The organism is Methanocalculus alkaliphilus, from assembly GCF_024170505.1.
GTDB lineage: Archaea > Halobacteriota > Methanomicrobia > Methanomicrobiales > Methanocorpusculaceae > Methanocalculus > Methanocalculus alkaliphilus.
Genome location: NZ_JALJYG010000003.1, coordinates 186,565 through 192,775 on the forward strand (window position 1 = coordinate 186,565; position 6,211 = coordinate 192,775).

Consider the following 6,211-nt stretch of genomic DNA (forward strand, 5'->3'; position numbering starts at 1 on the left):
GTCGAACCTTCTTCTGTATGGAAGATCTGATTGTTTCGGATACATATACCCGGGATCATCTGAAACAGCTGGAGGATCGCCTCTCTGACTATATCGAAAAGAATATTCATTCAATAGACATGGCGATCCCGGCATTCCTCGCCCATGTCCGATCCACCGTGAACCAGTCGGCTCCACGACTCTCAGAGCCTGAGTATAATCTCTTTATGGATGGGATCGCCTGCCATATCTTCCGGAGAAGTCCGCATGCAAACGATGCCGCATATAATGAGGAACTTGGAAGAGCCCTCGGAGAGGTGAAGAGAGGAGGGGGGCGGGGAGCTCTCGATCTCGTCTCCGGGCTGCACCGTATCATGCAGGGGAATTACGAGAGGGCATTAAGCCTCCTGAAGAAATACCAGGTGCATGATCCCCTGATCGGATCTGCACGTGCCTACTGTTCTATCAGAATAGATCAGAAGAATCCAAAAGTTCAGTCTCCTGGTGAACCGGATCCCCGCCCCTCGGAGATGATCCTGAATGCACGTGAGCAGTTGATGGAGATGGCCCACAACCGCCCCCGCCTCCTCATCCATCCGGTCCTTACGATGGAAGAGAGGAGTCTCCTGCTGGGTATCTTCTGGGAGGTGTATGAACAGGCGAGGATCTGGTTTCCCCACGAATCCTGGTTCATCAGCATCGCCCTTTCGATAGCAGAGATGGAAGGGGACCGGCGGCGGCATGATGAGATCGTCAGGGATGCCATCAGGGATTTTCCAGAGGATATCAGGTTTTTACGAGTCGCATTCCAGGATGCCCTGGCAAATGGATCTATCGAGACGGCAGCACTCATTCTTAAGACGATGATACGGGTCATGCCGGATGAGGGGGAGCCGATGTACTATGGGCTCAGGATAGCGCTTGTAACAAAAAAAGCCCATATGTATTTCCGGTTCAGGAAACTGGCGATCATCCGGGGACTTCCTGCCCACCTCCTCCATCTCCTCGATTACGCATTTGAGGCAATTTCAGGCAATGAAAGAGAGGCAATTGCAAAACGCAAACTCTTTCTTGAGTATTATCCCAGACTTGACTATCTGATGGAGTCCCTGGCATATCTTGAGGCAGATACATTCTCAAACGATCCGGTGCGGCAGAGCAGGGGGTCCCGGGCTCTCACCTCGGTCGTTGACAGGTTTGCGATGACGGTATTACAGATAGGAGAGACGTAGTTTCATGAGCAAAGAGTTATTTGTTGAATCATTCCTTCAGTCACCACGAGCGATGCTCATCATGAAGAGGCAGGGTGACGAGGTTGTTGCACTCAACAGGAAGCTCGCGTCGATCACCGGAGTGGGCGAAGGGGTCGGGCTTCAGATCCCGCTTTCATCCCTTCTTGTCATCCCCGGAGATCCCTCATCAACGAATGGAATGCTGGCACAGCGGATCAGAAATGGCGTCATCGAGGGGAGGGAAGAGCTGATTCAAAAGGTCTGTCTGCCATCCGGTGAGGAGGTTGAACTTCTGCTGGAGCCCAGGCAACTCCTGCAGAACGGGGAGGAGCATATCCTCATCTCAATCTCCGATCTGCCGGGCCAGATGGAGACGGAAGTTCGGCTGCGAGATGCTCTTGCCGAGAAGGAGGTGCTTCTCCGTGAGGTCCACCACCGGGTCAAGAATAACCTCCAGGTGATCTCCAGCCTCCTTCATCTCCAGGCACAGTTCGTCCAGGATCCGACGGTTTTTGGATATATGACGGACAGTCAGAATCGGGTCCGGGCACTCGGTTATGTCTATGAGCATCTCTATCGATCAAAAGATATCGGAAAGATAGACTTTGCCGAGTACACGACACGGATCACGCAGAGCCTGCTGAGGGAGTACAGTTCATATGCAAAGCGTGTCTGTGTCAGGTACGAGGTTCCTCCGATTCATCTGAACCCCGATACCTCAATCCCTCTTGGGCTGATCCTCAATGAGCTGATCTCAAATGCACTCAGGCATGCATTTCCGGATGAGAGGGAGGGGTCGATCCGGATCCTGCTCTCTTCAAATGATGACAGGAGCTATACATTGATCATCGGAGATGACGGGATCGGGCTACCGGACGGAGTTGATCTTGAAACGAGTGATTCTCTGGGGCTCCTGCTTGTGGCATCCCTCGTCTCGCAGCTGGATGGAGAGGTCGTATTACAAAGGGATCACGGAACCGAATTTAAGATAAACTTCCAGGCATTACAGTATAAAGAGCGGAGGTAAAGGAATGGCAGCAACACGGGTATGGATCGTTGAAGATGAGGCCATCGTTGCGATGGACTTGAAAACCCGCCTTCAGGCGCTTGGCTATGATGTCCTCGGGATATCAAGCTATGGCGAGGATGCGGTTGAGAAGGTCGCAGAGCATAAGCCTGACCTGGTGATGATGGATATCGTCCTCAAGGGTGAGATGGATGGGATCACGGCAGCCGGGATCATCAGGCAGGAGATGGAGATACCAGTCATCTACCTGACCGCGTATGCGGATGAGAAGACGATAGGCCGGGCGAAGGTGACAGAGCCCTTCGGCTATATTCTCAAGCCGTTTGAAGAGAGGGATGTCCTGACAGTCATCGAGATCGCCCTCTATAAAGCCTCGATGGAGAGGAGGCTGCGTGAGAGTGAACGCTGGATTTCAACGATGATACGAAGCATGGGAGAGGGGATCATCGCTACCGACACCGATGCGATGGTCAAATTCATGAACCCTGTTGCCGTCGGGCTGACCGGCATCAATGAGAAGGATGCGATAGGAAAGCCATCATCAAAGATATTCCAGATTGAGACCGGCGAAAAAGGCCATCATGCACCCGATCCCGTCCTCCGTGCCCTGATCGATCAGAAGACGATCATCTCCGAGGAGACGATGACGCTCACCTCCCGGGATGGGGAGCGACGGTATATCGAGTACACCACAGCACCCATCCGTGATGATCGGGGGAGCCTCTTTGGAGCGGTCCTCATCTTCCGGGACATCACCGATCGTATCCATGCCGAGGAGGAGCTTGAGCGCCATCGTGAGCATCTTGAGGAGCTTGTCGCCGAGAGGACAAGTGAGCTGCGGAAGGCGAATGAGAAGCTTGAACAGATGCTCCATTATATCGATATGACCGAGCAGAGATGGGTTGAGGAGACGCTCCTCTCCGAGGTAGCGGATCTCGATATCACCCTCCTCCCTGCCGCTGAAGGGGTGATCAGCATCGACAGGGAGCAGAATATCGTCCTCATCAACCGGATCGCTGAGGAGATGACGGGATGGACGCAGGAGGATGCGGCGGATCTGCCTGTTACGTCGGTCCTCTTTCTTGAGTCCTCAGCCGGAGATATCTGCCAGTTACCATTAGAGCCGGTCCTTGAGAACGGGACGATTCAGGTAGCTGATGAAGACTGGTATCTTGTCAGCAGATCAGGTGGAAAGAATCTGGTAACGCTGAAGGCAGAGCCGATACGTGACCATACCATGGAAATTATCGGTGCCACAATAGCGATCCGGCGGGTCTGCTGATCCCGGCACCATTCCTTTATATTTTTATTGTCTGCGAGAGGCAGGAGCAGTCGATATCCGGCGATGCCACATAGAGATCGATATAGCTCATATCCAGGCCGAGTGCCTCCTGCGATGATGCAAATGCCCGTGCCGGAGTATTATTCACCTCGCTTAAGTGGGAGAGGATGACGGTATGGAGCGATCCATTGAGCTCCCGGAGGCAGTCTGCCGCCATCGTGTTTGAGAGGTGCCCGGTACGGCTCCGTATTCTGCGTTTCAGATATTCAGGGTACGGACCGGTGGAGAGCATATCCGGGCAGTGATTTGATTCCAGAACGATCCCGTCACTTTGGGCGAGGATCTCCATCATCTCTGTTGTGATAATGCCGGTATCGGTCATGATCGAGAGGAGGAGGTCATCTGAACGGACCGCATAGCCACACGGCTCGGCGGCATCGTGCGATACGGCAAACGGGGTCACCTCAAAGTCGCCTGCGGTGAACGAAACACCCTTTGTACAGCAGATCTGTTCGGGGATCTTTTTGATCGCCTGTCGTGTGGACCGGAAGGCAGTCAGTGTCCCCCCGGTTCCAATGAGCGGGCACCCGAGGGATCGTGCGAGTGCGTCGGCACCCCGGACATGATCGGTATGCTCATGCGTCAGGAGGATAGCATCCACCAGGCCGGGATCCCCTCCTGATGCCCCGATCCTGGCAAGCATCTCCTTCTTCGAGAGCCCTGCATCGACGACGAGGGCACTCCTTCCATTGCTGATATAGATGCAGTTGCCGGTGCTGCCGCTTGCAAGGACTGTGCATTCCATCTGGTGTACTCATTGTCTCCACATCCAGATAACAGTCATCCACCAGGACATTTCCAGCAGGGGGTCACCTCTGGAAAGGTTCAATGGTTCTCCCGGTACATGAGTGATTATGTGGAAGCCACTTGATACCAGGGGCTGGAGAGAGAGAAGGCGGGGTGATATCTCCGGTGTGCTGGGATCAGTCCGGGAGATCATCGATGCGGTCCAAAGAGACGGGGATTCGGCACTTATCGAGCTTTCAAGGCGTTTTGACAGATTTGATGGAGATTCGATCTCCATTCTGCCCGAAGAGATCGAAGCGGCATATGACGAGGTGGATGACCGCCTCATCGAGGCGCTCTGCGAGGCAGAGGCCCGGATCACGCATTTCCACGAACTCCAGAAGTCACGGTCCCTCTGGCTTGAGGAGATTGAGCCGGGGGTAACCCTTGGTGTCAGGACACGGCCGCTTGACCGGGTCGGCTGTTATGTGCCGGGGGGCCGGGCCGCGTACCCATCGACCGTCCTGATGACCGCCGTCCCCGCACGGGTTGCCGGTGTGCCTGAGATCTGTATCTGTACCCCGCCGCCCGGTGATCCCCTCACCCTTGTTGCGATGGATATCGCCGGGGTGACCGAAGGGTATCGAGTCGGCGGGGCACAGGCGATTGCGGCGATGGCTATCGGGACGGAGACAATCCGGCCGGTGGCGAAGATCGTCGGTCCAGGGAATGTCTATGTGACGGCAGCAAAGATGCTCCTCCGTGATGAGGCTGAGATCGACTTCCCCGCAGGCCCGTCTGAGATCGGGATTATCGCGGATCTGACGGCCGATCCCTCCTATATAGCGGCAGATGTGCTTGCCCAGGCCGAACATGATCCCCATTCGGCAAGCGTTCTGGTAACAACAGATGCCGGGCTTGCCACCAGGGTTGGAAAAGAGATTGAACGGATGCTGGCATCTTCCCCACGAAGGGAGATCATCGAGCAGGCACTTACCCATTCCGGCTATGTGATCACGGCTGATCGTGCCGAGGCGATCCGCGTGATGGATGAGATCGCGCCTGAGCACCTCTCGCTCCAGGTTGCCGACCCGATGGGGCTTCTTGGAGAGGTGGGGCATGCAGGCTCGATTTTTGTGGGGCCATATACCCCGGTTGCCTGCGGGGATTATGCATCCGGTACAAACCATGTGCTTCCGACGGCAGGGTATGCCTCGGTCTATTCGGGGCTTGATGTCCACCACTTCTGTACACGGTCACAGGTGCAGATCCTGACACCGGAGGGGCTGGAGGCGATCGGGGATGTGGTGGAGGCATTGGCCGAGGCGGAGGGGCTTGCGGCACATGCGGAGTCGGTCCGGGTGCGGCGTCGGGGGTAGTTCTTGTATGTGATGGTATATAGAGAATGGACTATCTCATCAGTTATGAGTACGATTTTGGTATGGTAACCCCGCCCTGTGCCTGAAGGGTGTACCCTCCTTTTTCTGACTTCCTCTCAGGTTCCTGCATCAACGGGTACTTCTCCACCATACCGGCCATACGCCGCTGAGAAGAGGGGTTCTTCCCTCTCACCATCGATGAAACTCCCCGGTAGCATCGATCTTTTGTCCCTCACCGGATTGAGGATCAGATAACTTTTATTTCTGAATTATTCGACTTAATATGCCAGAATTTATTATATCCACCATTATAATTCATCATAATTGATCATGAGTAGTGAACTACCCCCCGCTTGCGCAGGGGGCTTCCTGCGAGTGTCCGGGGATCGATGCGATCTTCAGACCTGTATGTCGCAGATTACCGGTAAACTCCTGGTAGCCCGTCCACAGGGCATTTTGTGATAGGCAGCGTAGCATAATATTGACCGCAGCGTTTCTGTCGCGGTCGAACACGCTACCACAATCA

The 6,211-nt window shown here is 54.7% G+C and carries 5 protein-coding genes and 1 pseudogene; 4 read left to right on the forward strand and 2 right to left on the reverse strand.

The annotated features are described in order from the left end of the window. Window positions 1–17 precede the first annotated feature (17 nt). From J2T58_RS03895 to J2T58_RS03905, 3 genes are read left to right on the forward strand one after another with little or no spacing between them, the layout of a single operon-like run. A complete protein-coding gene (locus J2T58_RS03895; RefSeq protein WP_253487565.1) occupies window positions 18–1,211 on the forward strand; it encodes a hypothetical protein in 1,194 nt (397 codons plus the stop codon). A gap of 4 nt (window positions 1,212–1,215) precedes the next feature. Beyond that, window positions 1,216–2,238 carry a sensor histidine kinase gene (locus J2T58_RS03900; protein ID WP_253487566.1) on the forward strand — a complete coding sequence of 341 codons (1,023 nt, stop codon included), beginning with the start codon at window positions 1,216–1,218 and terminating at the stop codon, window positions 2,236–2,238. A gap of 4 nt (window positions 2,239–2,242) precedes the next feature. Further along, the gene (locus J2T58_RS03905) at window positions 2,243–3,520 is read left to right on the forward strand and encodes a PAS domain S-box protein (protein WP_253487567.1); all 1,278 of its coding nucleotides are present in this window, start codon (window positions 2,243–2,245) and stop codon (window positions 3,518–3,520) included. Window positions 3,521–3,536: 16 nt separating this feature from the next. Here J2T58_RS03905 and J2T58_RS03910 read toward each other — a convergent pair whose 3' ends face one another. Continuing rightward, window positions 3,537–4,325 carry an MBL fold metallo-hydrolase gene (locus J2T58_RS03910; RefSeq protein ID WP_253487568.1) on the reverse strand — a complete coding sequence of 263 codons (789 nt, stop codon included), beginning with the start codon at window positions 4,323–4,325 and terminating at the stop codon, window positions 3,537–3,539. A gap of 109 nt (window positions 4,326–4,434) precedes the next feature. On the opposite strand from J2T58_RS03910, the gene hisD reads away from it, so the two are divergent. Beyond that, entirely contained in the window at window positions 4,435–5,685 is a 1,251-nt protein-coding gene (gene hisD / locus J2T58_RS03915) for a histidinol dehydrogenase (RefSeq protein ID WP_253487569.1), read from the forward strand. Window positions 5,686–6,027: 342 nt separating this feature from the next. On the opposite strand, the pseudogene J2T58_RS03920 reads toward hisD, so the two are convergent. Continuing rightward, a pseudogene (locus J2T58_RS03920) lies at window positions 6,028–6,211 on the reverse strand (RNA-guided endonuclease InsQ/TnpB family protein); the annotation flags it as partial.

Coding starts and splice junctions, on each gene's coding strand:
- J2T58_RS03900 (WP_253487566.1), top strand. CDS start 1,216: ATGAGCAAAGAGTTATTTGTTGAATCATTCCTTCAGTCACCACGAGCG.
- J2T58_RS03910 (WP_253487568.1), bottom strand. CDS start 4,325: ATGGAATGCACAGTCCTTGCAAGCGGCAGCACCGGCAACTGCATCTAT.
- J2T58_RS03905 (WP_253487567.1), top strand. CDS start 2,243: ATGGCAGCAACACGGGTATGGATCGTTGAAGATGAGGCCATCGTTGCG.
- hisD (WP_253487569.1), top strand. CDS start 4,435: ATGTGGAAGCCACTTGATACCAGGGGCTGGAGAGAGAGAAGGCGGGGT.
- J2T58_RS03895 (WP_253487565.1), top strand. CDS start 18: ATGGAAGATCTGATTGTTTCGGATACATATACCCGGGATCATCTGAAA.